This is a genomic window from Thermocrispum municipale DSM 44069, from assembly GCF_000427825.1.
Taxonomy (GTDB): Bacteria; Actinomycetota; Actinomycetes; order Mycobacteriales; family Pseudonocardiaceae; genus Thermocrispum; species Thermocrispum municipale.
Genome location: NZ_ATYT01000004.1, coordinates 15,812 through 40,766 on the forward strand (window position 1 = coordinate 15,812; position 24,955 = coordinate 40,766).

Sequence of the window (24,955 nt, forward strand, 5' to 3'; positions counted from 1 at the left end):
GTTTCGTCGTGGCCGAATCGTCCGGTCGGGAATCAGCCTTGCCGTTGTGTCGGTTCGAGGGAGATGTCGATGCGGTGGAAGTCGTCGGCGGGCGTAGGGCGGCTGCCTCTGCACCGGAAGGTGAACCCGACGTGCGGCACTTCCCTGTCGTCTCCGGACCCCGTGGTGCACAGGACGATCGCCGACCTCTCGCTGTCCCGCACCTGCAGGGCGACATCGGTGGCGTCGGGCAGCAATCCTTCGAGCAGGGCGCCGACGGCCAGGTCGGCGATGTACCTGACGTCGTACTTTTTCGCCTCGAGCTCCGGACGACGCGCGACCACACCACGCGCCAGGTAGGCGCCGTAGGAGTGGCCGACGACAAGGGCCGGTGCCCCGGCGGCCCGGTCGACGAATTCCCCGAGCACGGTCACCACGTCGTCGTTGCCGTTGATGCCATCGGCGGTGGACCGCCCCATGGCGGGCAAGTCGGGATAGCTCCGTCAGTAGCCGTCACCTGGCCCGACGGCTTCCCACGCGGACTCGACATCGCGGTGATCGACACCCGCGCCGTGCAGGGCGACCAGCGGTACACCGGTTCCGTGCTCGACGTAATGAACGATGGCCTGCCCGATCCTGCACTCCATGCGCGCCCCTCAGCTCGCTCGTCGCCCGCCTCGGAGCCGGTCGGGTCGCTGCTGGCTCCCCTGTGGAGGCCGAGCGGCCATCCTCGGTTGCCGAGAATGGCCGCGTCAAACCCCGGCGTGCCCCTCGGCTACGCGTGTGCGGGCAGGGCGGGCCTGCGCAACCGCTTGCCGGACAGGTACCGCCTGCGGTCGGTGACCACGATGGCGGCCAACGTCCCGACCAGCAGCCATCCGACGAGTTCCGCGATGCCACCGGCGAGTCCGGAGCCGTCGGCGACGATCGCCCGCATGGCCTGGATGGCTCCGTGCGTGGGCAGATAGTCCGTCACCGAGTACAGCGGGCCCGGCAGCGTCGACACCACACCGGTTGCGCCGGTGAGCACGAGCACGGCGATCGAAGCCAACCGCCCCGGTCGCCCGAAGATGGCGGCCAACGCCTGGTTCAGGGCCACGAACGCCGACGCGGCCAGCAACGCCACCCCCAGGAACCCGGCCGTCTCCCCCGCACTGAGGTCCAGCACCGGCACGGCGAGCGCGGTGATGGCCACCGCCGCGAGTGCGGCAGCCGTGGCACCCGGGATGGCCGCGCGGACGATGATCTTCCATGTCGCCTGGCGAGCAGTCAGTACCGCGTCGGGCACCGCGCGGGTGACGATGTAGGTGGCCAGCGCCAGTGACCACAGCGCCAGCGCGGCGAACAGCGTGAGCGCGAGCGGCCCGATCGCCGCCCCCTGCATGCTGGTCAGCGTCGGGTTGGCCGCGACCGTCTTCAAGTGATCCCGCTCCTCGGAGTTGTACGTCGGGATCTCGTCGGCACCCTTCGCCAGGCCGTCGCTCAGCTCCTTCGCGCCCTCGTCCAGCTGCACCGTTCCGTCGGCGAGCTCACGCACTCCACCGGCCAGCTCACCGGCCCCGCCACCGAGCTGGCCCGCACCGTCCGCGAGCTCCTTGGCACCCTTGTCGGTCTGCTGGATGCCCTGATCCAGCTGCCGGGCGCCCTTGGCGGCGTCCGAGATGCCGCGCACCAGCGTGCCCATGTTGTCGGCAAGCTGCTCGTTGCCGTCGGCGACCTTCCGCGACCCCTTGGCCAGCGCGCTGACCGCATCCCGGGTCTGGACGGCGGCGGCACGCACCGAGTTCTTGGCACCGTCGATCTTCTCGGCGTCCCCGGCAAGCCGGTCGGCGGCGTCACGTAGCTGGCCGCAGAACCCGGGCACGTCGTCCGAGCCCGGGCACCGCTCGGCCAGTTCCTGCAGCTTCTCGGCGGCATCGCCGGCCGACGGCAGCGCGTCGATCGCCTTGATGATCCGGTTGGCCAGCGGTACCAGGTTCTTCGCCAGCTGCTCGTTGCCGTCCGCGACCTGCTTGGCCCCGTCGGCCAGCTGTCGCGTCAGCTCCGGTAGCTGCGCGGTGTCCTTCTCCGCCTTGGTCAACCCGCCGGCGAGCTTCGACGAACCATCGGCCAGTTTGCCGGTTCCGTCGGCGAGCTTCCCCGCGCCGTCGGCCAGCTGGTCAGCGGCGGAGGCGAGCCGGCTCGACCCGTCCGCGAGCTTGCGGGACCCGGGCACCAGCTCACCGGTCCCCTCGGCCAGCTTCCCCGCGCCGTCGGCAGCCTTGCCGATCTGCTTGTGCAGCGTGGAGAACCCGACATAGATGTTGTCCAAGTACGTCTCGACGACCTGGCGGTTGAGCGTCTGCTGGGTCGTGCGGGCGACCATCTGCGACAACTTCGGGTCGGCGACGCCGGCGCTGGTGGAGGTCTTCACGTCGACGACGGCCCGACGCGCGTCGAGCGGATCGTCCGACGCCGTGGAGGTGGCCAGCTTGGAGAAGTTCTTCGGGATGGTGACCACGGCGGCGTACTTGCCGTTCTTCAACCCCTCGGCGGCGTCCTCGTCGTCGGTGAGGACCCACTTGTAGGCGGAGTCCTCGTTGTGCGTCAGGTCGCCGGCGAGCTCGCGGCCCAGCGGCACCACCTGACCGTCCACCTTGGCGGGTTCGTCGTTGTTCACCACGGCGGCGGTGGCGGTGCCGTGATCACTGTCCGGCGCCCAGAACGCCCAGGTCAGCAGGCCCATGACCAGCACGGGGATGACGATGAGACCGGTCCAGGTCCGCCACGTCAGTGGGCCGGACGACAGCGCGCGGGCAGAGTTGGCGAACGGCTTGATCATCGAGCGACCTCCACCAGCTGTGGTGTCAGGGCAAGGAAGTGCGTGCGGGCCGGCGGCAGCAGGTCACCCAGCCGCTGCGGGTCCTGGCAGCTCAGGACGAAGGCGACCGGACGCCCGGTGCGGGTGTGCCGTAGGGCCAGCATTTCGCGCAGTTCGTCGCGCTGGTCCGTGCGCAGCACGAGATCGGCGTCGTCGAGCAACACGAGCTGAACGTCGTCGCGAAGTGCGGCCCGGACCTCCGCCATGGGGTCCTCGGTGTCCCGGCACGGCACCACCGCGACGTCCCGGCGCACGGCGTGCGTGTGCTGCGGCAGGACACGGCCCAGCACCTTGAGGTCTCCGCGCACCTTGGTGACCCGGCCGGCCAACGTGAACAGCAGCGCCGACTTACCGACCTCGCCGGTGCCGTGCACGACCAGCACGTCCCCGTGCGGCAGCCGGATGTCGACGTTTCGGTAGATCGGTTCGCCACGGTTGTCGTCGAGGCTCACCGACCGGGCGCTGACCGCTTCGTCCGCGCCCGGCCAGTCCCGCAGGTTCAGTTCGCGCACCAGGGCCTCCCCCTCGACGTCGAACGCGGGCAGCACGCGGTCGAGCTTCGGCGGCAGACCCCACGCGTGCCTGCCCAACAGCGCCAACACGGCGGGCACCAGAGTCATCCGCACGATGAAAGCGTCCACGAACACGCCGACCGCCAGGCTGAACGCGATCGGCTTGATGGTCGCGCTGCCCGCAGGTACGAACGCCGCGAACACCGCGAACATGATCACCGCGGCCGCCACGACCACGCGGGAGGCCGAGATGAACCCGGTCTCGATGGCCTTGTGCGGATCGCCGCCGTGCACGAAGTCCTCGCGGATGCGGCTGACCAGGAACACCTCGTAGTCCATGGCCAGCCCGAACAGCACGCCCATCAAGATGATCGGCAGGAAGCTGATCACGCTGCCCACGTGCGTGACGCCCAGGGCGTCGGCGAAGTGTCCCTGCTGGAACACGAACGAGGTGGCCCCGAACGCCGCGCCGACCGACAGCAGGAACCCGACGGTGGCCTTGATCGGCACCCAGATCGAGCGGAACACCATGGCCAGCAAGATCAGCGACAGCCCGACGACCAGGATGCCGAACGGCAGCAGGGCGTCCCCGAGCTGCTCGGACACGTCGATACCGATCGCGGTGAGACCGGTGACGGCGATCTGCGTGCCGTAGGTGTCCAGGAAGCGCTGCTGGTGATCGCGCAGTGTCTCCACCAACTGATCGGTTTCCGGCGAGTCCGGCGGAGTCTCCGGGATGACCTGGATGATGCCGGTGTCCGCGGACGGGTTGGGCGTGGCCATCGGCACCGAGTGCACCCCGGGCAGCTGTCGGATCTCGTCGGCCAGTTTGTCCATCAGGCCGAGCGGATCCGTGCTGGTGATGATGTCCGCGGTGACGATCAGCGGCCCGTTGTAGCCGGGGCCGAAGTGCTCGGTCACCACGTCGTAGGTGTCCCGCGCGGGGTTGCCCTCGGCTTCCGTGCCGTTGTCGGGCAACGCCAGCCGGAGGTCCGCTGCGGGCAGCGCGGCGACGCCCAAGCCGCCGATCACCAGCACGACGGTGAGAACCGGCAGCTTGGTGACGGCCCGGACCCAGAACCGCGCGAGCCGTCGACGGCTCTGGTGTGCCCGGCGCCTGCGGGTCTTGGGCCGCAGCCGCTCCCCCGCGAACGCCATCAGCGCGGGCACCAGCGTCACGGCGACGGCAACGGCGAGCGCGACCGCGACAGCTGCGGCGATGCCCATGACGGTCAGGAACGGAATGCCTGCCACCGCCAGGCCCGCGACCGCGATGATCACCGTCAACCCGGCGAAGATCACCGCGGAGCCCGCGGTCGCGGTCGCGCGGGCGATCGACTCCTCGACCCCGAGCCCTTCGGCGAGCTGATCGCGATGCCGCGACAGCAGGAACAACGCGTAGTCGATGCCGACCGCCAGCCCCAGCATGATCGCCAACATCGGCGTGGTCGACGAGATCGTGGTGACCGCGGTGGCCAGATACACCAGCGCGACCGCGATGCCTACCCCGATGACCGCGGTGATCAGCGGCATGACCGACGCGATGATCGAGCGGAAGAGCAGCAGCAACACGATCAGCGCGACGACCATGCCGATGCCCTCGATCGGGCTGAGCTCGGGCACCCGGTCGGAGAACGCGTCACCACCGGTGTAGATCTTCGCGCCCTCGCCTGCCTGTTCCGCCAGGTCGTGGCCGATGTCGGACAGTGCCGTGCGGGTGTCCGGGTCGACGTGCGTCAGGTCGACCTCCAGTGGGACGGCCAGCATGGCCGCCCGCTTGTCCTCGGACACCGCACCGTTGACGTTCTTGTCGAACGGATTGAGCACGGCGGCGACCTGGTCGACCTTCTCGATGCGGTCGACGGCCCGCTCCATCGCCTGCTTGATCTGCGGCGTGTCGACTCGCTCGCCTTCCGGCACGAGCAGCACCAACTGCGCGGACGTCCCGCTCACCTGCGGAAACACCCGCCCGAGGTGGTCGAGCGCCTGCTGCGACTCCGAGCCCGGGATGGAGAAGGTGTCGTCGGTCCCTTGCGCCGCCACCGCGGTCAGGCCACCTATCGCGGCCAGCGCACCCAACCACAGAACGACGACGAGCACGCGTGCCCGGGCAGCCGCACGCCCGAGACGGTAGAGCAACGACGACACAACGAGCTCCCCTCGGTATTTGAATACAGTGTGTATCGTAGATGCACTGTGTATCCGGATGCGACGTGTATCCGATCACGTGCCGTGCCAAGATCGGCGCCACCGGCGAGCCCGAGGAGGATGCGATGACGGCGAGCAGCAGGCCGGACGGATTGACTCGCCGTCGTGCGGAGACCCGTCAGCGGCTGATCGATGCCGCCTACGAGGTGTTCGCCGAGTCCGGGATCCGCGACGCCCCGGTCGAGGTTATCTGCGACCGCGCCGGATATACCCGCGGGGCGTTCTACTCGAACTTCGACAGCAAGGAGCAGCTGTTCCTCGCGGTGTTCGAGGCGCAAACCCAGGACCGCATCGACCGGCTGCGCGAAGCGGTGAACGACGCGATCGAGGCCGCCGACATGACCGGTCCGGACGCCGTGCAGCGGGTGCTCAACGAGACGGCCGCCGTGTTCCTGCGCAATATCGCCCAGGACGTCACCTGGCATCTACTGACTGTCGAGTTCCGCGCTCAGGCGCTACGTCATCCCGAACTGCACGCGCCGACCGTGGCGGCGGAGAACCGGTTCCATGCCGAGCTGGCGGAGATCCTGACCGAGGTGGTGGGGCGGCTGGGCATGCGGCTGACGGCCGACCCGCGCATGGTCGTCATCACCGTCACCGCCGTCTACCAGGCCATGCTGGAGGAAGCCATCCTGGGCGACCTGCCGGACACCGGCAGCAATCCGTACCTCGACGACATGCTGCCGCGACTGCTCGAGCTTCTGGTGGAGCCCGCCGAGCAGAACTAGGCAAAGCTCACGAGCGCGGCCACGGTGGTGATGCGGCGGGCGTCGACTCCTCCGCGCCAAGCGGCGCCTGGGCCCCGGGGCCGCACAGCCGACCACACCGACACCCGCAAGCCTCAGGTCACCGACCCCGTCACGCCGAAACCCGCGGCTCCGCCATGGCTTCGGCCACCCGCGCCGGACCACTGCGCAACGCGGCCTCGAACGTCGCGATCCGCTGGCGCGGGCTCAGCGGATTCGTCCCCATCGCCTCCCGGTCGGCGAACGTCGGTGTGAAGACCCGCACCCGATAGCCCGCACGCCGCAGCTTGTCGACCTCGAGCTGCAGTTGACGCTGCATGTAGTGCCTGGTCGCCATGTCCACCGCGACGCTCATCGATCTCGGCCGCTGCCAGCTGGATGCGCCAGCCATCGGCGCCAGCACGATGACCTCGTTGACCCCGGCGCCGATCATCAGATCCGCGGACGTGGACGAATACACCGCGCCGTCGACGTAGCGACGGCCCGCGATGGTCACCGGCGGGCTGACGCCGGGCACCGAGCACGACGCACGGACCGCCTGCTGGATGTCCGCTTCCCCGTCGGCCGCGAACGCCACCCGCTCCCCCGAGTCGTAGTCGACCGCCACGACGCGAGTCGCCGGATGGTCGAGCCACTCGCCGGGTTCGGTCAGCGCGGTCAGCGGCGCGAGGAAGTCGTCCAGACTCAGCGTGCCGGGCGGCAGCAACCCGGACAGCGCGACAGACGGCCGAACCCGCCGCGGCTGCAGCACACCGCGCAACGCAAGCCGCGGCGCAGCAGGCATCCGGCTCCTCCGCACCTCGGCGGCCGACACCGGCTTGGGCTTGGCACGCAGCGGGTGCCCCTCCGACAGCTCCTTGCGGTACCAACCGCGCAGGTCGTCCGTCGTGATTCCGCTGGCCAGCAGTGACACCAACAGGGCCCCTTGGGACGTGCCGAGCAGCACGTCAGCGTCGTTGACACACCATCCGGTGGCCTCCTCCAGGGCCACCAGCGTGGCTGCCGACCACGCCAGGCCGGTGACTCCACCTGCGCCGATGACCAGGCCTTTCCGCTCTTGACGCGGGCCGGTCGACCCCACCTCGCTCATGGCCCAGGACTGTAAACATTGTCACTCCGAAACGCCAGCACTCGACCGGGCGGAAAACAAGATCAGTATTCATGAAAACACGCTCTGTATAACTCCAAACCTATACTCAAAACGCGCACATGGCGTGACACGCACCACCCAAATGGTGTGACTCGAAGCACCCATCCGCGCCATCCTGATGATCACGTACAGATCACGGCAGCTTTTTTACCAGCTGCTTTGCCGGTTGAACACATCACGAGTCGATAGTCAAGCCGGAAAAGAAAATTCCGCTGAGACTTTCCGGTATCGGCTCGCGTGTGCTTATCGTGTCCAACGGGCCGGACCCTCCGGCCGACGTCGGGGGACGTGAATTCATATCCATGCACACATCTGGAGGACGAACGTGCCCACGTCATCGGTAAGCGGCTCTGGCCGCGGCCGACGAATTGGTGCCACCGCTCTCGTCACGGCCGCTTCGGCCGCAGCTTTGCTGACTTTCGACTCCACCGCCGCGGCGGCGAGCCCGGCGAAGAGCAGGACAGGCTTCTACGAGGCTTCGGACACGGTGAAGGCAGGACACCGGATCTCGTTCCGAGGCAAGCTGACCACCGCAGGCGGCACCCCGCTCGGTGGCTACAAAGTTGACTTGATGCGCACCTACAACGGCAGCAAGTGGTTCCGAGTTGCCAGTCCGCGCAGCTACAGCAACGGCAAGGTCTCGGTGACCAATGTCAAGATCAAGGCGACCGCCAAGTACCGCTGGGTCTTCCGCGGGACTGCCAAGTACGCCAAGTCCTGGTCGCGAACCCAGAAGGTGGTCGCGAAGGTGCCGATCAACCTGCGGATCGTGAAGGCGGCCGCGGCGCAGAAGGGCGACCCGTACCGCTACGGAGCGTCCGGCCCGAACAGCTTCGACTGCTCCGGCCTGACGCAGTACGCGCACAAGCAGGTCGGCATCAAGCTGCCGCGCACCTCGAAGCAGCAGTACTCGAAGGTGCGCAAGATCAGCAAGTCCTACCGCAAGCCCGGTGACCTGCTGTTCTTCCACCGCGGCGGCAGCGTGTACCACGCCGCCATCTACGCGGGGAACGGCCAGATGTGGACGGCCCCGCAGTCCGGCGAGTCGGTGAAGAAGGCCAAGATCTACAACAGCAGCTACTACGTCGGTCGCGCCTGGTAAGGCGCCCGGCACGCGGGCGGCTGCGCACACCGAATCCTCCCTGGTTCGGCGGGCGCAGCCGCCGTCGCGTGTTTTCGCAGCTCTGGCCACTGTCGGTCCGGTTTGTCATGCTGTGACGCATGTGTCGAAACATCCGCGTCCTGCACAACTTCGAGCCGCCGGCCACGGACGACGAGGTGCGCGCCTCCGCTCTGCAGTACGTCCGCAAGATCAGCGGGACCACCAAACCGTCGGCCGCGAACGCCGAAGCGTTCGACCGGGCGGTGGATGAGGTGGCGGCCGCCGCCCGCAAGCTGCTGGACAGCTTGGTCACGTCCGCGCCGCCGAAGGACCGGGAGGTCGAGGCCGCCAAGGCCAAGGCGCGCGCGGCGAAGAGATACGGAACGCTCGCCAGCTGATCTCGGCGGTCGGCCCGATGTGATCGGGCGAGCCGGCAGTGATTCGGTCGCGCTGCGGCGAGTCAGCCGCGGCGCTCCGCGCGTCGTGACGTCGACCGACACCGCAGGCGGTGCGCGACCGATCGGGCACCGCTGCTTCCCTCAGGAGCATAGTTGCCGCCGCGCAGCCCGGAGGACCAGCTGGTCGTGCGGGTTGCCGCAGTGCACTCCGACTGTTCGCACAGTCGCCGCAGCGCGGTGCGACTTTCGCGCAGTTGCCTCCGCTCGCCCGGCTTTCGCGCGTTGCCACCTCTCGCCCGGCTTTCGCGCATTTGCCGCCGCTCGCCCGGCCCGCCGGCTCGTCGCCTCCGGCGCGCTGATTCAGGTGTGCTGCGCCTCCGCGCCCAGCGACTTCCGCCCGCGCGTGATGTCCTTGAACTCCGCGCGACTCACCGACACGTAGCGATCGTTGCCGCCGATCTCCACCTGCGGACCCTCCGTCACCGCCCGCCCGTGCTCGTCGACCCGCACGACCATGGTTGCCTTCTTGCCGGTGTGACAGATCGTCTTGATCTCCGTCAGGGTGTCCGCCCAGGCCAGCAAGTACTGACTGCCCTCGAACAACTCCCCGCGGAAGTCGGTACGCAGCCCGTAGGCCAGCACCGGGATGTGCAGGCGGTCCACGATCTCGGTCAGCTGCCACACCTGGGCCTTGGTCAAGAACTGCGCTTCGTCGACCAGCACGCAATGCAACGTGCCGTTCGCGCCGACATCGGCCTGGGTCTGCTCGAACAGGTCGTCGTCGGACTTGAACGCGCGGCCGTAGGTCTTGATCCCGATCCGCGAAGCGATCACCCCTTGGCCGTAGCGGCCGTCGAGGTGCGGCGTGAACAGCAACGTGCGCATGCCGCGCTCGTGATAGTTGTGCGCGCTTTGCAGCAGCGTCGTCGTCTTTCCGGCGTTCATCGCCGAGTAGTAGAAATACAGCTTCGCCACGGTGCCCTCCTCGCGCGTCAGGCCACCATAATCGATGCCTGATGCCCGATCGGGCGACAACCGAGGTACCCTTCAGACAACGTTGTCATCGCCGGTTCAGTGTGTGACCAAAGACCCCTTGCTGAACTCGGACGATGCGCTACCGTTCGTCCGTTGACAACGTTGCCTTCGAAAGAGGTCTCGCGCCGATGATGTCCGCCCGCCCGACGATGAAAGACGTCGCGGCTCTCGCCGGCGTCGGGCTGAAGACCGTCTCGCGCGTGGTCAACGGCGAAGGATCGGTCAGTCCCGACACTACCGAGCGCGTCAACGCGGCCATCGCCAAGCTGGGCTTTCGCCGCAACGAGGGCGCGCGACTGCTGCGCCAGGGCCGCACCGCTTCCATCGGCCTGGTGCTGGAAGACGTCGCAGATCCCTTCTCCTCCGCGCTGACCCGCGCGGTGGAGGACATCGCCCGCCAGCACGACTCCCTGGTGTTCGCCGGGTCCTCCGCCGAGGACGGTGTCCGCGAGCGCGAGCTGACCTTGGCGTTCTGCGCCCGCAGGGTGGACGGACTGATCATCGTCCCGGCGGGCGCAACCCATCGGTACCTGGTTCCGGAGATCACCGCGGGCACACCGGCGGTGTTCGTCGACCGTCCGCCGGTGGACATCGACGCGGACACCGTGCTGGTGGACAACGAAGGCGGCGCTCGCATGGCCGTCGACCACCTGATCGCGCACGGACATCGGCGCATCGGCTTTCTCGGCGACGCCCCCACGATCTTCACCGCGACGGCCCGGCTGGCCGGTTACCGGGCGAGCCTTGAGGCCGCCGGACTGCCCTATGACGAATCGTTGACCAGCCTCGCGCCGCCGACGGCCGAGGCGATCCGTCACGCCGTGGAGCGCGTGCTGGGCGGACCGGATCCGGCCACCGCGCTGTTCTGCGGCAACAACCGCGTGACGGTCGAGGTGCTCCGCGTTCTTGCCGGACGGCCGAACCAGCCCGCCTTGGTCGGGTTCGACGATTTCGAACTCGCCGACGTGCTGCGGCCGGGGATCACGGTTGTGGCACAAGACCCTGCCGAAATGGGTCGCACCGCAGCCGAGATGCTGTTCGCCAGACTGTCGGGCGACCGGCAAGGACGTGCGAAAACAGTACGGTTGCCCACGCGGTTGATCCCGCGCGGGTCCGGTGAGATGCCGATTGCCACCGGCATCGGGACGTGACTACCGTCCACATCCAATGTGAAGGGAAGCGAGGAGGCTTCACCATGAAGCTCAGAGCGTTGATCGCGGGATTGTCCGCAGTCGCGCTGGCGTTCACCGCAACAGCATGCGGCGGGGACGACGGCGACAACACCAAGGATGTCGAGGTGTTCACCTGGTGGGCGGACGGCAGCGAGAAGGCCGGCCTGGACGCCTTGGTCGCGGAGTTCAAGAAGCAACACCCCGATCTGAACTTCGTCAACGGTGCGGTTGCCGGTGGTGCGGGCAGTAACGCGAAGAACGTGCTGGCCTCCCGCCTGCAGCAGCAAGACCCGCCGAGCACGTTCCAGGCGCACGCCGGTGCCGAGCTGCTCGACTACATCGAGGCCAACCAGCTGCAGGACGTCTCGCAGCTGTACAAGGAGAACGGCTGGGACGAGGTCTTCCCGGAGGACCTGATCGAGCTGCTCACGGTGGACGGCAAGATCTACTCCGTCCCGTCGAACGTGCACCGCGCCAACGTCGTGTGGGCCAACCCCGAGGTGCTGAAGAAGGCCGGCCTGGACGACAAGCCCGCGAAGGACATCGACGGCTTCATCCAGCAGCTGGACAAGCTGAAGAAGGCCGGTGTCGACACGCCGTTGTCGATCGCGACCGACTGGACGCAGGTGCACCTGCTGGAGACAGTGCTGATCGCCGACCTCGGCCCGGAGAAGTACATCGGGCTGTGGGACGGCTCCACCAAGTGGGACTCGCCCGAGGTGAGCAAGGCGATCGACCACTACGCCAAGCTGCTCAGCTACACCAACACCGACCGGCAGAACCTCGACTGGCCGGACGCCACCAAGATGGTGATCGACGGCAAGGCCGGCTTCAACATCATGGGTGACTGGGCCGAGGCGGCCTTCCAGGAAGCCGACAAGGAATGGGGTAAGGACTACATCACCTACCCGGTGCCGGGCACCGACGGCATCTTCGACTTCCTGGCCGACTCGTTCACGCTGCCGGTCGGCGCCAAGAACGAGGAAGGCACCAAGGCGTGGCTGCAGACCGTCGGCAGCGCCGAGGGACAGAAGGCGTTCAACATCAAGAAGGGTTCGATTCCGGCCCGTACCGACGCCGACCCGAAGGACTACGGCGACTACCAGAAGACCGCGCTGGAGTCCTACAAGAACGACACCATCGTGCCGTCGCTGGCGCACGGTGCCGCGGCGTCGGTGAAGTGGTCGACCGCGATCACCGAGGCGGTCAGCAGCTTCTCCGCCAACAAGGACATCGAGAAGTTGAAGTCCGCCCTGGTCAAGGCCGCGGAAGACAACCAGAAGAAGCAGTAAAGGACGCTGAGTGTTCACCAGGATCAGGAGCTGGGGTCCCCCCGTCCTGCTGATCGCCCCGACCTTGATCCTGCTCGGCATCTTCGTCTACGGGCTGATCGGTGCCGGGGTCTGGACGTCGCTGACGGACAACGTCCGCGGCCAGACCACCGGCACCGTCGGCCTGCAGAACTACGAGAACCTCTTCAACGACGACACGTTCGTGTACTCGCTGCGCAACGTGGGCATGTACACGCTCGCGTTCGTCGCGGGCACGCTGTTCTTCGGGTTCTTGTGGGCGTGGATGCTGGAGCGGGGCGCGCGCGGCGAAGGCATCTTCCGCACGGTCTACCTGTTCCCGATGGCCGTGTCGTTCGTGGCCTCCGGTGTGGTGTGGCGGTGGTTGCTCAACAGCAACACCGGCGAATCCGCCAGCGGCCTGAACCGGCTGTTGGACATGGTCGGGCTCGGGTTCCTGCAGGGCCAGTGGTGGACCCACGAAGGCTGGGGCATCTTGGCCATCGCGATGCCCGCCATCTGGCAGCTGTCCGGTTACGTCATGGCGTTGTTCCTGGCGGGCTTCCGGGGCATCCCGGAGGAGCTGCGCGAGGCGGCGCGGGTGGACGGCGCCACCGAGTGGCAGATGTACCGGCACGTGATCTTCCCGCAGCTGTCGCCGGTCGCGCTGTCCGCGGTGATCATCATCGGCCACATGTCGCTGAAGGTGTTCGACCTGATCATGGCTGTGGCCGGGCAGACCAACCACACCACGCAGGTACCCGGTACCCAGATGTGGCTGAAGTACACCAGCGGTGAGTGGGCCGAAGCCGCGGCGATCGGCACCGTACTGCTGCTGGTGGTTGCCGTGCTGATCGTGCCGTACCTGATCAGCACCTACCGCGCGGAGCGTCGCCGATGACCACGACAGTGCTCGACGAAGTCAAGCCGACGGCCGACAGGAAAGCCAGGAAGGCCAAGAAGGCCAGGCCGCCGCAGCTGCCCGGCACCCGCGGGCCGCGGTCGACGGCGGTGCGCACGGTCAAGTACGTGCTACTGCTGTTCTTCTTGATCATCGTTCTGATCCCGGCGTACGTACTGTTCGTCACCAGTTTCAAGACCGGTGCCGACATCTCGCCGGACACCGCGTGGTCGTTGCCGGAGAACTGGGACACCGCAGGCTGGGAACGGGCATGGAGCACGCTGTCGGACTCGTTCTGGCGCACGTTCGGCCTGGTCATCCCCGCGTCGTTGATCTCGGCGTTCCTCGGCTCGATGAACGGGTTCGTGTTGTCCCGGTGGCGCTTCCGCGGCGCCGACCTGGTCTTCACGCTGATCCTGTTCGGCATGTTCATCCCGTACCAGGCGGTGATGATCCCGCTGGTCGAGATCATGAACACGGTGGGCGCCGAGCGCGGCATCCCGTCGCTGATCTTCATCCACGTGGTCTACGGTCTGCCGATCTGCACGCTGATCTTCCGTAACTACTACGCATCCGTGCCGACGGAAGTCATCGAATCGGCGAAGGTGGACGGCGCGGGCATGATCCGCACCTACACCTCGATCGTGCTGCCGGTGTCCATCCCGGGCTTCGTGGTGACGATCATCTGGCAGTTCACCTCGGTGTGGAACGACTACCTGTTCGCGATGTTCTTCTCCAGCGCGCAGAACGGGCCGGTCACCATCGGGTTGAACTTCCTGGCCGCCGGGCAGCTGCAGGACTACGCGGCATCGATGGCGGGCGCGCTGATCGCCTCGCTGCCGACGCTGCTGGTCTACATCGTGCTCGGCCGCTGGTTCGTCGGTGGCCTGATGGCCGGCTCGGTCAAGGGCTGACCGCTACGACAGGCGGCATCTGGCCCTGGCGTGGGAGGCACGCCAGGGCCAGTGTCGTTTCTGGGTTTGCCTTCCCCAGCCGTCTCGTTTTATTCAGTCAGCTTGTTTCCGCTGGTCGAAGGCGACGCTATCCGCACATTTGACGACCGTCGCGCCAAGTCGCCCTATCCATACACCAAGATCACGCTGCACTTGACGTGCGAGCTCCCCGTCTGCATCTGCGAGCTCAGCTGTCAGCACGCGGAGCGACCTGACGATCGAGGGATGCGTCTGAGCGACTCGGACAAACAGACGGCGGTCTCGCTCACCACTCTCGACGGCACTGCGTCGATCGATCTCGTAGCCCTGCGTGAGCATTTGCGCCTCGTCCACGAGCACATCAGCGTCCGTGATGCGCACGACACCGTCACCATCGCTGACCCAGGCCTCACCGTTCCCCGAAAGCATCGGCCCACTGTTCCAGCTCATGGATCCAACATTTCATGCCCCCTTGAGATGTCAATAGAATCTGTAGGATCTTCGCACAGTCCCACCTTCAGCGGCTCCGCGATCAGCGGACAACGCCGTCAATGTCACCGATTTGTCGGCACCCTCGAGGCTCTGATCTACAGATTCTGTAGATTGCATCCTAATCACCGGGAGGGACTGTGAAACTTACTCACCTCGGCACCACCAGCAAGAACGGCGGCTGCCCAGAGATCTACGAGACCGATCGCGGTACATACGTCGTGCAAGGGACCCGGTGACCGATCCTGAAGCGCTGGCCACGCTACGCGAGCGTGGGCTGCCAGATCATGAGACCGCTGTCGAAATCCCGAAAGCGCTCCTGACCTTCGTGCGGGAGGCTGGATGACCCGTCGCCTGCTGGCCGCGGAAGAGCTCGGCGCGCTGTTCCCCACGGTGCGCCGGGCCTCATGGCGGTGGGAATGCCAACCGCAGTACGCCGTCGACGCAGACGAAGTCGCAGCTTGGTTGTCCGGAGAGCCGACTGCGGAGACCAAGGAAGACCGGGAGTGGCTGAACTACATCAAGAACCTGCACGCTCGCGGTATTCCGTTCGAGCGGGTTCGCGTCCTGGACGAGCCACCGACCACCTACCAGCGCTGGATCATCACCACAACTGACGCGAACGTCGCCGCAGGAGAGGACATCCGTTGGCTTGCCCGCCGCGATGCGCAAGCCGCCGGCATGCCGAACTACGACTTCTACATCTTCGATGAGAATCGCGTCGCCATCATGCGATTCGATGCCCACGGCGAGCTGACCGGGATCGAACTCGACGACGATCCCGCCGTAGTATCCGAACACCTGGCGTACCGCGCTCGGGTCTGGCCTGTAGCCACCACGCACAGACAAGGTGGACCTTGAACGTCGAGAAGCGACAGTTGGAGTTCGGCGAGGCGCTACGCCGACTGCGCGCTCAAGCCGGGTACGTCACGGGTAGGGATTTCGCCAGGGACATTGGCTGGCAATCGTCGAAAGTCAGCCGGATCGAGAACGGCCGAACCCTGCCTTCGGTCACCGACCTCGACGCGTGGCTCGACGCCACCGACCCCGCGCCGGAGATTGGTGCACGCCTGTATGAAGATCTGCGTGAGATCCGGCTGGCGCGTGAGGCATGGCGGCGGCAACTGCGACGCGGCCACGCTCGGCGACAGCACCAAGAAGCTGTCAGCGAGCAGGAAGCCAAAAGGATCACGTCCGTCGAGATGTTCCTCGTACCCGGGCTCGTCCAGACCGCCGACTATGCGCGAGCAGTGTTCGCCATGGCGGCCGATCTTCATGGCACGCCACAGGACACCGAAGAGGCGGTCCGTGAACGACTGCGTCGCCAAGAAGTTCTTTACGACTCGAACAAACAGATCGAGATCCTCGTGCACGAGCTGGCTCTCCGCGCTCCGCTGGCCGGCCCCGAGGTCATGAGCCCCCAACTGGACCGCCTCGGCACGCTCAGCGGGATGACTCACATTCGACTCGGAATCATTCCTCTCGACGCAGTGATTCCGACGGTGACCATGCACGGGTACACCATTCACGACGACACGGTCATCGTGGAGATCAACCACACCGAAGTCGTCACTGACGATCGGGACGACCTTGCGCTCTACCGCACGATCACCGAGCGCCTGTGGGATGTGGCGCTGGAAGGCGAAGCCGCACAAGCCCTCGTGATGCGGTTGGCTGCACGCAAAGGAAGTTAGTCGACGCCATTGGCACGCGGGGCGCTCGGAAAGCCCTGGAGACATGACTGGGCTGGGGCCGCCCAGCGACCCCAGCCCAGTTCACCTCAACAGCACCGTGCGCCGGGTTGAGCGGAGCGCTCGAAGCGTTGCCGCTCGTACTCCCGCCTGCTGAGCACCGGTTCTCCGGGGTGCAGCCGCTTGTGGTGCTCCACATAGCGGTCGTACTCCGTCTCGCCGGTGAGCTCGGCCAGGTACCAGCGCACTCCGCGCATCGTGCGGCGCACGCGTTGCAGAACGGTCATGACGATCCACCGTCTTTGCCCGAGCCGACCGATTCGTCGCTGTCACGGACTCCGGAGCCGCCTGCCGGAGCGCCGACCGCGGCCAGCTCCCGCTTCTCCTCCGCCGTCGGCCACAGACCGGACGGCGCAACGATCTTGGACTCCTCCCACGGCTCCTCCGTGGTCGGCAGCGGTTCCGTCGCCCGCACCGCACGCCAGCAGACGATGATCGCGTTGCCGATCACCAGGATGACCAGGATGGCGAAGAACGCCGAGAGCACGCCGTCGACCGTGGAGTTGGTGACCACCGTCGACATGTCGTCCAGGTCTTGCGCCGGCGCCAGCACCTCACCGCGCTCCAGTGCCTCCGAGTACTGCGCACGCTGTGCGAAGAACCCGATCTTCGGGTCGTCGGAGAACACCTTCTGCCAGCTCGCGGTGAGCGTCACCGCCGCGTCCCAGGCCAGCGGGATCGCGGTCACCCACGCCCATTTGAGCTTGCCGCTCTTCACCAGGATCACCGTGGCCACGGTCAACGCGATGGCGGCAAGCAACTGGTTGGCGATACCGAACAGCGGGAACAGCTGGTTGATGCCGCCGAGCGGGTCGGTGACACCGGCCCACAGGAAGTAGCCCCAGGCCGCCACCACGATGGCGCTGGTGAACCACAGGCCCGGCTTCCAGGAGACCCGGCCGAGCGGCTTGTACACGTTGCCCAGGGTGTCCTGCAGCATGAACCGGCCGACGCGGGTGCCTGCGTCCACCGTGGTCAGGATGAACAGCGCCTCGAACATGATCGCGAAGTGGTACCAGAACGCTCTCATGCCCTCGCCGCCGAAGACCTGGGCGAAGATGTCGGACATACCGACCGCCAACGTCGGCGCACCGCCGGTACGGGACACCAGGGTGTCCTCCTCCACCGCCGCGGCCGCCGCGTCGAGCTCTTCCGGAGTGATCACGAAACCGAGGCTGTTGACGAACTCGGACGCCGACTGCACCGCGCCACCGGTCGCCCCGGCCGGGGAGTTCATGGCGAAGTACAAACCCGGGTCGAGGATGCACGCCGCGATGATCGCGGCCACCGCCACGAACGACTCCATCAGCATGCCGCCGTAGCCGATGAGCCGGATCTGCGACTCCTTCTCGATCATCTTCGGCGTCGTGCCGGACGAGACCAGCGCGTGGAAGCCGGACAACGCGCCACACGCGATCGTGATGAACACGAACGGGAACAGCTCGCCCGAGAACACCGGACCGGTCTCGTCGAAGGCGAACTTGGAGACCGCATCGGTCTGCAGCACCGGCGCGGCGATCACCACACCGATGGCCAGCAGCGCGATCGTGCCGATCTTCATGAAGGTCGACAGGTAGTCACGCGGTGCGAGCAGCATCCACACCGGCAACACCGAGGCCGCGAAGCCGTAGATGACCAGGAACAGCGTCAGCGTCTCGGGGTCGAACGTGAACGCGCTCGCCCACGACGACTCGGCGACCCAACCGCCCGCGACGATCGCCAGCAGCAGCAGGACGACACCGATCACCGACGTCTCGATCACCTTGCCCGGCCGGATGACGCGCAGGTAGAAGCCCATGAACAGCGCGATCGGGATGGTCATCGCGATCGAGAACGTGCCCCACGGCGACTGCGCGAGCGCGTTGACCACGACCAGCGCGAGCACCGCGAGCAGGATGATCATGATGACGAAGACGCCGACCAGCGCGGAAATGCCGCCGACCACGCCGATCTCGTCGCGCGCCATCTGACCGAGCGACTTGCCGTTGCGGCGCATGGAGAAGAACAGGGTGACCATGTCCTGAACCGCACCGGCGAAGATGACGCCGACGATGATCCAGATGGTCCCGGGCAGGTAGCCCATCTGCGCCGCCAGCACCGGCCCGACCAACGGGCCGGCACCCGCGATCGCCGCGAAGTGGTGGCCGAGCAACACCCGACGGTCGGTCGGGTGGAAGTCGACACCGTTGTTCAACCGCTCCGCGGGCGTCGCCCTGGTGTCGTCCACCTCGAGCACCCGTTTGCAGATGAACCGCGCGTAGAAGCGGTATGCGATGGCGTACGAGCCGAGTGCCGCGCCGAGCAGCCAGATCGCGGAGATCGTTTCACCGCGCGCCAGCGCGAGCACGCCCCAACAGACGGCGCCGACGATGGCGACGGCTGTCCACGTGACTACCGACTTGATTTTCATGACGACAGGGGTACTCCAGATTGACCGTCGTGTTAAGAGTTTGGGTCGGGAATTTTTTCCCGAGCGATGAGTTCGTGCCGTTCGCCCGGTCTGCACAGGTAGCGGAACCGCCGACCGAGGAGGACGCATGACCGCAGTACTGGATTCGCTGTTGCTGTCCAGCGACGACCCGAAGCGCTTGAGCTCGTTCTACGCCGAGGCGTTGGGCCTTGCGGCGGAGGAGACGCCCGACGGTCACTACCGCTACCTCAACGTCGGGGGCTTCTACGTCATGTTCGACAGCCGCGACGACGTCTCCGGCCCCAATCGTGAGCCCGGCCGGGTCATCTGCAACATCTCCGTCGACGACGTGCCCGCGACGGCCGAGCGGTTCGTGAACGCGGGCGCGCGGTGGCTGGCCGAGCCGGAGAACCGGGACGGCTCGTGGTTCGCCACCCTCATCGACCCGGACGGCAACTACGTGCAGCTGATCCACATCGCCGACGAGCACATGGGCTGAGACGATGACGGCGATTTTGTCGCGGGAGCGGGGTAGGGTCTCCGCTATGTCCGCTCCCAGCGTCGACGACGATTTTGTCCGGCTTGCCGACCCGTTCCGCCGCGAGCTGCTCGCGCACTGCTACCGCATGCTCGGCTCGGTGCACGACGCCGAGGACCTGGTCCAGGAGACCTATCTGCGCGCCTGGCGTGCCTACGACAAATTCGAGGGCCGCTCGTCGCTGCGCACCTGGCTGTACTCCATCGCGACGCGCACCTGCCTGACCGCGCTGGAAAGCAAGAGCAGGCGTGAGCTGCCGACGGACGTGGCCGATCCGGAGACCAGCAGCAGCGCGGAGAAGCTGCAGCGCGGCGAGGTGCCGTGGCTGGAGCCGATCCCGGACGCGATGATCACCATGGACGACACCGGCGACCCGGCCGCCGTGGTCGCCACCCGCGAGTACACCCGCCTGGCGTTGCTGGCCGCGATGCAGCACCTGCCGCCGCGGCAGCGAGCCGTGCTGATCCTGCGCGACGTGCTGCGCTGGAAGGCCAGCGAGGTGGCCGACGTGCTGGACATCAGTGTGGCCGCGGTGAACAGCCTGCTGCAGCGCGCGCATGCCCAGCTGGAGAAGACCGCACCGTCACCGGAGCAGCTCGACGAGCCGGACGAGTCCGAGCAGCGTGAGCTGTTGCAGCGCTACGCCAAGGCGTTCGAGAACTACGACGTCGACGAGATCGTGCGACTGTTCACCGACGAGGCGGTGTGGGAGATGCCGCCGTTCCTCAACTGGGTGCAGGGCGCCGAGCGGATCGGCGAGCTCATCGAGGCCTACTGCCCTGCCAAGCAGGCAGGCGACATGCGGTTGGTGCCGACCAGGGCGAACGGTCAGCCCGCGTTCGCGCTGTACATGCGCGACCAGGCCGACGGCAGGTACAAGGCGTTCCAACTGCAGGTGCTCGATCTCGGCGCCGACGGTGTCCGGCACGCCTACGTGTTCTTCGACGAGTCGTTGTTCGCTCGCTGCGGTCTGCCCTCGGTGCTGGAGCCTGCCCACCAGGCCGGCCGGTGACCATGGCGCAGCCCGCACAGTCGCTCTCCGGCGGCATGGAGTTGCTGGAGCGCGCCATCAGCTTCGCGGTGAGCGCGTTCGGCGAGGTGACGCCGGATCGGCTGAGCGCGGCCACGCCGTGCGCCACATGGTGCGTGCAGGACGTGATGGACCACCTCAACGACAGCATGAGCACGATCGGAGAGGCGTTCGACGACGGCTGGGTTCACCTCGAGATGGATCCACGCAAACAGTGCCCGGTCGCGGTGCTGCAGGACTCGGCGCGCGCGTTGCTGGCCACCGTGGCCGTGCACCGCGCGGGGCTCACCACGATCGAGATCGACGGCCGCGCGATCGCCGGATCGGTCGTCGCGGCCACCGGCGCGCTGGAGCTGGCCGTGCACGGCTGGGACCTCGCGCAGGGGTGCGGCTCCGTCCGACCGCTGCCGGAGGAGCTGGCGGCCGATTTGTTGCGTCTGGCTCCCCTGCTGGTCAGCGAGGACGACCGGCCCGGCCGGTTCGCCGACCCGGTGCCGGTGCCCGCGGACAGCTCGCACTCCGACCGGCTGCTCGCCTGGCTGGGCCGCAAGCCCTGAGTCAGATGGCGGCGTGCGCGAACGTCCGCCGGTACGCCTTCGGTGACACGCCGACGATGCGGTTGAAGTGATGCCGCAGCAGCGCCGCACTGCCGAAACCGACGGCCGTCGCGATGTCCTCGACCGGCAGGTCGGTCTCCTCGAGCAGCCGCCGCGCCTGCGCCACCCGCTGCACGGTCAGCCACCGGTTGGGCGTCGTCCCGGTTTCGGCGACGAACCGGCGTGCGAACGTCCGCTCCGACATCTGCGCCCGCTTGGCCAGGCTGCTCACGGTGTGCGGCTCGGCCAGGTTCTCCAGCATCCAGTCCAGTACCGGCTGCAGGCTGTCGCACTCCCCGGCGGGAATCGGCTGCTCGATGTACTGCCGCTGTCCGCCTTCGCGCTGTGGCGGGACCACCATGCGACGAGCGACCGCCACCGCCGCGGCCGCGCCGCGCTCCCGGCGCACCAGATGCAGACACGCGTCGATACCTGCGCCGGTACCCGCGCTGGTCACCAAGTCACCTTCGTCGACGAACAGCACGTCCGGGTCGACCACGGCCTTCGGGAAACGCCTCGCCAGTTCGTCGACATAACGCCAGTGGGTCGTGCACTTGCGCCCGTCCAGCAGGCCGGCCGCGCCGAGAATGAACGCCCCACTGCACAACGACAACAGCGTCGCACCGCGCGCGTGCGCCTCCCGCAGCGCTTCCAGCACCGCGGGCGGGTACTCCTCACGCACCGTCGCCGCCGAAGCGACCACCAGATCGGCGTCGACCAGCGAATCCAGCCCGGACTCGGGAACCAGCCCTACCGGCATGCTGGTGCGGATCGGCTCACCGGGCCGCTCCGCGCAGACGCGGAAGTCGAACGTCGGCCCGCCGTCCGACCGGCGATCGATCCCGAAGACCTCGCACACCACCCCGAACTCGAACGGTGTGGTGTGGTCGATGACCGCGACGGCGACGCTGTTCAGCATGGTCGCCAGAGTACTTGGCAGAAAGTTTGCGCACAAGGTCCGTTCTGCCACTGGTGGCGGAATTTTTATTAGCGCAAACTTAGTGACATGATGATGTTGACAGTCGCAGCAATCGCAGTCGTGGCACTCGTGATCTATCTGGCATGGCGTGGGCCGGAGGCCCAACGCGAACCGCGTCCGGCGCTGTTCGGCAGCTTCGAGTTCGAAGACCGGGACATCGAGCGGGTGCGGCAGGAACTGGTCCGGTGAGCTCGGGTTGTCGCCTCACAACTCACCGACGTCAAGTACCCGAACAACCGCATAGCCGGCCTCGTCCGAGGCCTTCAGATCGACCTCGGCGGTGATCGCCCAATCGTGGTTGCCGTCGGGGTCGTCGAATGTCTGCCGGACGGTCCAGGTGTCCGGCCCCTTCTCGATCGCCAGCAACGCGGGCCCGCGAGCGTCCGGCCCGGTACCGATCGAGTCGTACTCGGCGAAGTAGCCGTCCAACGCCTCTGCCCAGGCATCGGCGTCCCAGCCGTCCTCGCCGTCCAGCTCGCCCAGCGCCGCGTAGTCCTCTCTGGCCGCCAGCTCCACGCGGCGGAACATCTCGTTGCGGACCAGCACCCGGAACGCCCGTTCGTTGCCGGTGACCGGTCGCGGGGCACTCAGCTCCGGCGGCTTCGGCTGACCCTCCTCACCTGCCGGATGCCGCAGCGCCTCCCACTCGTCCAGCAGGCTCGAGTCGACCTGCCGCACCAGCTCACCGAGCCACTCGATCAAGTCCATCAGCGGTTCGGTCTTCGCGGCGTCCGGCACGGTGTGCCGCAGCGAGTCGTAGACGTCCGACAGGTACCGCAGCACGAGGCCTTCCGAGCGGGCCAGCTGGTAGAAGCTGATGTACTCGACGAAGTTCATCGCCCGCTCGTACATGTCCCGCACCACGGACTTCGGCGACGGGTGGGTGTCGGCCACCCACGGGTGCCCGCGCCGGTACGTCTCGTAGGCCGCCTCGATCAGCTCCTCCAGCGGCTTGGGGTACGTGACCTCCTCGAGCAGCGCCATCCGCTCCTCGTACTCCACGCCCTCGGCCTTCATCGCCGCCACGGCCTCGCCACGGGCGCGGTGCTCCTGCTGGGCCAGCACCGGGCGCGGGTTCTCGACCGTCGACTCGATCACCGACACCACGTCCAGCGCATACGTCGGCGACTCGGGATCAAGCAGCTCGATGGCGGCCAGCGCGAACGGTGACAACGGCTGGTTCAGCGCGAAGTCGAACTGCAGGTCCACGGTCAACCGCACCGTGCGACCTTCCTCGTCCGGCTCGTCCAGCCGCTCGACCACCCCGGCGTTGCGCAGCGCCCGGTAGATCGCGATGGCGCGCAGGATGTGCTGCCGCTGCCGGGGCCGCGGCTCGTGGTTGTCCTCCAGCAGCTTGCGCATCGCCTGGAACGCGTCCCCGGGCCGCGCGATGACGTTGAGCAGCATCGCGTGGGTGACCTTGAAGCTGGAGGTCAGCGGTTCCGGCTCGGACTCGATCAGCCGCTGGAACGTCGACTCGGTCCAGTTGACGAAGCCTTCCGGCGCCTTCTTCCGGACGATCTTGCGCTTCTTCTTCGGGTCGTCGCCCGCCTTGGCCAGCAGTTTGGCGTTCTCCACCACGTGGTCGGGCGCCTGCACCACGACGTAGCCGTCGGTGTCGAAACCCGCGCGGCCCGCCCGGCCGGCGATCTGGTGGAACTCCCTGGCCTTGAGGTGGCGCATGCGTTCCCCGTCGAACTTGGTCAGCGCGGTGAACACCACGGTGCGGATCGGCACGTTGATGCCGACGCCGAGGGTGTCGGTGCCGCAGATGACCTTCAGCAGACCGGCCTGCGCCAGCTGCTCGACCAGCCGTCGGTACTTGGGCAGCATGCCCGCGTGGTGCACGCCGATGCCGTGCCGGACCAGCCGGGACAGCGTCTTGCCGAATCCGGATGCGAACCGGAAGTCCCCGATGGCCTCGGCGATGGCGGCCTTCTCCGCCTTGCTGCACACGTTGACGCTCATCAGCGCCTGCGCCCGCTCCACGGCGGCCGCCTGCGCGAAGTGCACCACGTACACCGGCGCCTGCCCGCCGTGCAGCAACTCGTCGATCGTCTCGTGCAGCGGCGTCATGGCGTATCGGAACGTCAACGGCACCGGCCGCTCCGCCGAGCTCACCACCGCCGTCTCGCGACCGGTTCGCCGGGTCAGGTCCTTCTGGAAGAACGTGACGTCGCCGAGCGTGGCCGACATGAGCAAGAACTGCGCGTCCGACAGCTCCAGCAGCGGAACCTGCCACGCCCAGCCGCGATCGGGCTCGGAGTAGAAGTGGAACTCGTCCATCACGACCTGGCCGACGTCGGAGTCGCGGCCCGACCGCAACGCCATGTTGGCCAGGATCTCCGCGGTGCAGCAGATGATCGGCGCGTCCGGGTTCACCGACGAGTCGCCGGTCATCATCCCGACGTACTCGGCGCCGAACACCTCGACCAGCGAGAAGAACTTCTCCGACACCAGCGCTTTGATCGGCGCGGTGTAGTAGGTGCGCTTGCCCTGAGCGAAGGCGAAGAAATGCGCCCCCATCGCCACCAGGCTCTTACCGGAACCGGTCGGCGTGGACAGGATGACGTTCGCCCCGGAGACCAGCTCGATGAGCGCCTCCTCCTGATGCGGATACAGCGACAGCCCACGATCGGCAGCCCACTCGGCGAACGCGGTGTACAGCGCGTCGGGATCGGTGGAGCCGTCGAGGTCGAACAGGGCGCTGAACAGGGTGGCGCGGGTAGCGGTCATCGTGACTACACTGTGCCATCCAGGGGAAAAGGGCCGCACCGCGGTGTTCACCCGGTGGCACCAGCCCCGGCACGCGCCGATGATCGCCGACCCGTAGGCTCACTCTCGCGCATCCGCGCGCACCCGCGTATCGCACCCGGAG

24 protein-coding genes are annotated in these 24,955 nt (G+C 67.3%); 13 read left to right on the forward strand and 11 right to left on the reverse strand.

The features are described from left to right. Positions 1 to 32: 32 nt before the first annotated feature. From YWM_RS26550 to YWM_RS0103435, 4 genes are all read right to left on the reverse strand, one after another. A complete protein-coding gene (locus YWM_RS26550; RefSeq protein ID WP_028849530.1) occupies positions 33 to 458 on the reverse strand; it encodes an alpha/beta fold hydrolase in 426 nt (141 codons plus the stop codon). Positions 459 to 482: 24 nt separating this feature from the next. Next, complete coding sequence (locus YWM_RS26555; RefSeq protein ID WP_211232425.1) at positions 483 to 626, reverse strand: hypothetical protein; 144 nt, start codon at positions 624 to 626, stop codon at positions 483 to 485. A gap of 128 nt (positions 627 to 754) precedes the next feature. Continuing rightward, positions 755 to 2,800, reverse strand: a complete 2,046-nt coding sequence (locus tag YWM_RS0103430) for a YhgE/Pip domain-containing protein (protein WP_028849531.1) — start codon at positions 2,798 to 2,800, stop codon at positions 755 to 757. After that, entirely contained in the window at positions 2,797 to 5,499 is a 2,703-nt protein-coding gene (locus YWM_RS0103435; protein ID WP_028849532.1) for an MMPL family transporter, read from the reverse strand. Before YWM_RS0103435 ends, YWM_RS0103430 begins: the two co-directional genes overlap by 4 nt. Positions 5,500 to 5,564: 65 nt before the next feature. Here YWM_RS0103435 and YWM_RS0103440 point away from each other — a divergent pair, with 65 nt between their 5' ends. Next, positions 5,565 to 6,287 carry a TetR/AcrR family transcriptional regulator gene (locus YWM_RS0103440; protein WP_245565908.1) on the forward strand — a complete coding sequence of 241 codons (723 nt, stop codon included), beginning with the start codon at positions 5,565 to 5,567 and terminating at the stop codon, positions 6,285 to 6,287. Between the two features lie 130 nt (positions 6,288 to 6,417). Here YWM_RS0103440 and YWM_RS0103445 read toward each other — a convergent pair whose 3' ends face one another. After that, positions 6,418 to 7,395, reverse strand: a complete 978-nt coding sequence (locus YWM_RS0103445; RefSeq protein WP_052344522.1) for a patatin-like phospholipase family protein — start codon at positions 7,393 to 7,395, stop codon at positions 6,418 to 6,420. 469 nt (positions 7,396 to 7,864) lie between these two features. Between YWM_RS0103445 and YWM_RS25080 the strand changes: the two genes are divergently transcribed. Continuing rightward, a complete protein-coding gene (locus tag YWM_RS25080) occupies positions 7,865 to 8,557 on the forward strand; it encodes a C40 family peptidase (protein ID WP_052344523.1) in 693 nt (230 codons plus the stop codon). Between the two features lie 119 nt (positions 8,558 to 8,676). Continuing rightward, positions 8,677 to 8,955 (forward strand): DUF2277 domain-containing protein, encoded by a 279-nt coding sequence (locus YWM_RS0103455; protein WP_028849535.1) that lies wholly within the window; start codon positions 8,677 to 8,679, stop codon positions 8,953 to 8,955. Positions 8,956 to 9,315: 360 nt separating this feature from the next. Here YWM_RS0103455 and YWM_RS0103460 read toward each other — a convergent pair whose 3' ends face one another. Continuing rightward, positions 9,316 to 9,930, reverse strand: coding sequence for a thymidine kinase (locus YWM_RS0103460; protein ID WP_028849536.1), 615 nt, complete (start codon positions 9,928 to 9,930; stop codon positions 9,316 to 9,318). 209 nt (positions 9,931 to 10,139) lie between these two features. Here YWM_RS0103460 and YWM_RS0103465 point away from each other — a divergent pair, with 209 nt between their 5' ends. Genes YWM_RS0103465 through YWM_RS0103480 form a run of 4 tightly spaced genes read left to right on the forward strand, consistent with a single transcriptional unit; the run spans position 10,140 to position 14,266 of the window. Beyond that, positions 10,140 to 11,141 (forward strand): LacI family DNA-binding transcriptional regulator, encoded by a 1,002-nt coding sequence (locus YWM_RS0103465; RefSeq protein ID WP_211232429.1) that lies wholly within the window; start codon positions 10,140 to 10,142, stop codon positions 11,139 to 11,141. A gap of 44 nt (positions 11,142 to 11,185) precedes the next feature. Next, positions 11,186 to 12,454 (forward strand): ABC transporter substrate-binding protein, encoded by a 1,269-nt coding sequence (locus tag YWM_RS0103470; RefSeq protein ID WP_028849538.1) that lies wholly within the window; start codon positions 11,186 to 11,188, stop codon positions 12,452 to 12,454. A gap of 10 nt (positions 12,455 to 12,464) precedes the next feature. After that, complete coding sequence (locus YWM_RS0103475) at positions 12,465 to 13,352, forward strand: carbohydrate ABC transporter permease (protein WP_028849539.1); 888 nt, start codon at positions 12,465 to 12,467, stop codon at positions 13,350 to 13,352. After that, the gene (locus YWM_RS0103480; protein ID WP_084612166.1) at positions 13,349 to 14,266 is read left to right on the forward strand and encodes a carbohydrate ABC transporter permease; all 918 of its coding nucleotides are present in this window, start codon (positions 13,349 to 13,351) and stop codon (positions 14,264 to 14,266) included. The genes YWM_RS0103475 and YWM_RS0103480 overlap by 4 nt, the downstream gene beginning before the upstream one ends. A gap of 93 nt (positions 14,267 to 14,359) precedes the next feature. Here YWM_RS0103480 and YWM_RS0103485 read toward each other — a convergent pair whose 3' ends face one another. After that, positions 14,360 to 14,734, reverse strand: a complete 375-nt coding sequence (locus tag YWM_RS0103485; RefSeq protein ID WP_156914618.1) for a hypothetical protein — start codon at positions 14,732 to 14,734, stop codon at positions 14,360 to 14,362. 381 nt (positions 14,735 to 15,115) lie between these two features. Here YWM_RS0103485 and YWM_RS0103490 point away from each other — a divergent pair, with 381 nt between their 5' ends. Both YWM_RS0103490 and YWM_RS0103495 read left to right on the forward strand, forming a co-directional pair. Beyond that, the gene (locus YWM_RS0103490; protein WP_028849542.1) at positions 15,116 to 15,634 is read left to right on the forward strand and encodes a DUF6879 family protein; all 519 of its coding nucleotides are present in this window, start codon (positions 15,116 to 15,118) and stop codon (positions 15,632 to 15,634) included. Continuing rightward, the gene (locus YWM_RS0103495; RefSeq protein WP_052344524.1) at positions 15,631 to 16,467 is read left to right on the forward strand and encodes a helix-turn-helix domain-containing protein; all 837 of its coding nucleotides are present in this window, start codon (positions 15,631 to 15,633) and stop codon (positions 16,465 to 16,467) included. Before YWM_RS0103490 ends, YWM_RS0103495 begins: the two co-directional genes overlap by 4 nt. 86 nt (positions 16,468 to 16,553) lie before the next feature. Here the strand turns inward: YWM_RS0103495 and YWM_RS0103500 are convergent, their stop codons facing one another. Beyond that, positions 16,554 to 16,751 carry a YbdD/YjiX family protein gene (locus YWM_RS0103500; protein ID WP_043659550.1) on the reverse strand — a complete coding sequence of 66 codons (198 nt, stop codon included), beginning with the start codon at positions 16,749 to 16,751 and terminating at the stop codon, positions 16,554 to 16,556. Beyond that, positions 16,748 to 18,934, reverse strand: coding sequence for a carbon starvation CstA family protein (locus YWM_RS0103505; protein ID WP_028849545.1), 2,187 nt, complete (start codon positions 18,932 to 18,934; stop codon positions 16,748 to 16,750). The genes YWM_RS0103500 and YWM_RS0103505 overlap by 4 nt, the downstream gene beginning before the upstream one ends. A 127-nt stretch (positions 18,935 to 19,061) precedes the next feature. Here YWM_RS0103505 and YWM_RS0103510 point away from each other — a divergent pair, with 127 nt between their 5' ends. From YWM_RS0103510 to YWM_RS0103520, 3 genes are read left to right on the forward strand one after another with little or no spacing between them, the layout of a single operon-like run. Then, entirely contained in the window at positions 19,062 to 19,433 is a 372-nt protein-coding gene (locus tag YWM_RS0103510) for a VOC family protein (protein WP_043659554.1), read from the forward strand. A gap of 46 nt (positions 19,434 to 19,479) precedes the next feature. Further along, a complete protein-coding gene (locus YWM_RS0103515; protein WP_028849547.1) occupies positions 19,480 to 20,484 on the forward strand; it encodes a sigma-70 family RNA polymerase sigma factor in 1,005 nt (334 codons plus the stop codon). Between the two features lie 2 nt (positions 20,485 to 20,486). Continuing rightward, entirely contained in the window at positions 20,487 to 21,059 is a 573-nt protein-coding gene (locus YWM_RS0103520) for a TIGR03086 family metal-binding protein (protein ID WP_043659556.1), read from the forward strand. 1 nt (position 21,060) lies between these two features. Here the strand turns inward: YWM_RS0103520 and YWM_RS0103525 are convergent, their stop codons facing one another. After that, complete coding sequence (locus tag YWM_RS0103525) at positions 21,061 to 22,017, reverse strand: helix-turn-helix domain-containing protein (protein WP_028849549.1); 957 nt, start codon at positions 22,015 to 22,017, stop codon at positions 21,061 to 21,063. An 87-nt stretch (positions 22,018 to 22,104) separates the two neighbouring features. On the opposite strand from YWM_RS0103525, the gene YWM_RS26020 reads away from it, so the two are divergent. Beyond that, a complete protein-coding gene (locus YWM_RS26020; protein WP_156914619.1) occupies positions 22,105 to 22,266 on the forward strand; it encodes a hypothetical protein in 162 nt (53 codons plus the stop codon). A gap of 15 nt (positions 22,267 to 22,281) precedes the next feature. On the opposite strand, the gene YWM_RS0103535 is transcribed toward YWM_RS26020, so the two are convergent. Then, positions 22,282 to 24,813, reverse strand: a complete 2,532-nt coding sequence (locus YWM_RS0103535) for a DEAD/DEAH box helicase (RefSeq protein ID WP_052344525.1) — start codon at positions 24,811 to 24,813, stop codon at positions 22,282 to 22,284. Between the last annotated feature and the right edge of the window lie 142 nt (positions 24,814 to 24,955).